At 36.3% G+C, this 501-nt stretch carries 1 protein-coding gene; it reads left to right on the top strand.

The genetic code is table 11. From position 1 onward, the window contains the following. Positions 1–304: 304 nt before the first annotated feature. Positions 305–501, top strand: a 197-nt coding sequence (locus CBG25_RS21135; protein WP_290604058.1) for a hypothetical protein, incomplete at its 3' end; no start/stop codon positions are given.

Below are 501 nucleotides of genomic sequence, written 5' to 3'. Positions count from 1 at the left end.
TACCTTATTTGCTAATGCTGGCGTAGTTACTCAAGTCCTTTCTGAATTAGCTAAAAGTCCATTTAACTCTTAATTTTTTTATTGGCATTAACGCATTACTGCTACTTCTCAAGATATTAACTCTTCTGCGCTCATGTCTACGACTACGAGCATTATCATAACCATGAAAGTTACACATATTACCTCCTACAATGGGTTTTGGCGGTGTGTGCCAGAGGTATCTGGATTATATCTACACGAGTTTCGCAGTCTCTAAAAAAGAAGTATAAATTTAAAAACAAGAAAAAATCAGGATGTTCATATTTTGTCCGGTTATCCATGCATTAAAGATATCTATAAAATATTCTTGCAAGTAAGCAGTGTAAGATACTCTAGTTTGGCGTTATCAGAAGTCAGCCCATCGCCTTTATCTCATGACACGGTTAGCCGATGGTTAAAAAGTAGATGTTTCCGCCCTAAAGACCTATGGCGATTAGTTGAACCTTCTATAGACAAAAAAAG

The organism is Arsenophonus sp. ENCA (genome assembly GCF_002287155.1).
GTDB classification, from domain to species: Bacteria; Pseudomonadota; Gammaproteobacteria; order Enterobacterales; family Enterobacteriaceae; genus Arsenophonus; species Arsenophonus nilaparvatae.
The sequence above is the reverse complement of the archived record's forward strand: the minus strand, read 5'-3'. Positions and strand labels throughout refer to the sequence as shown.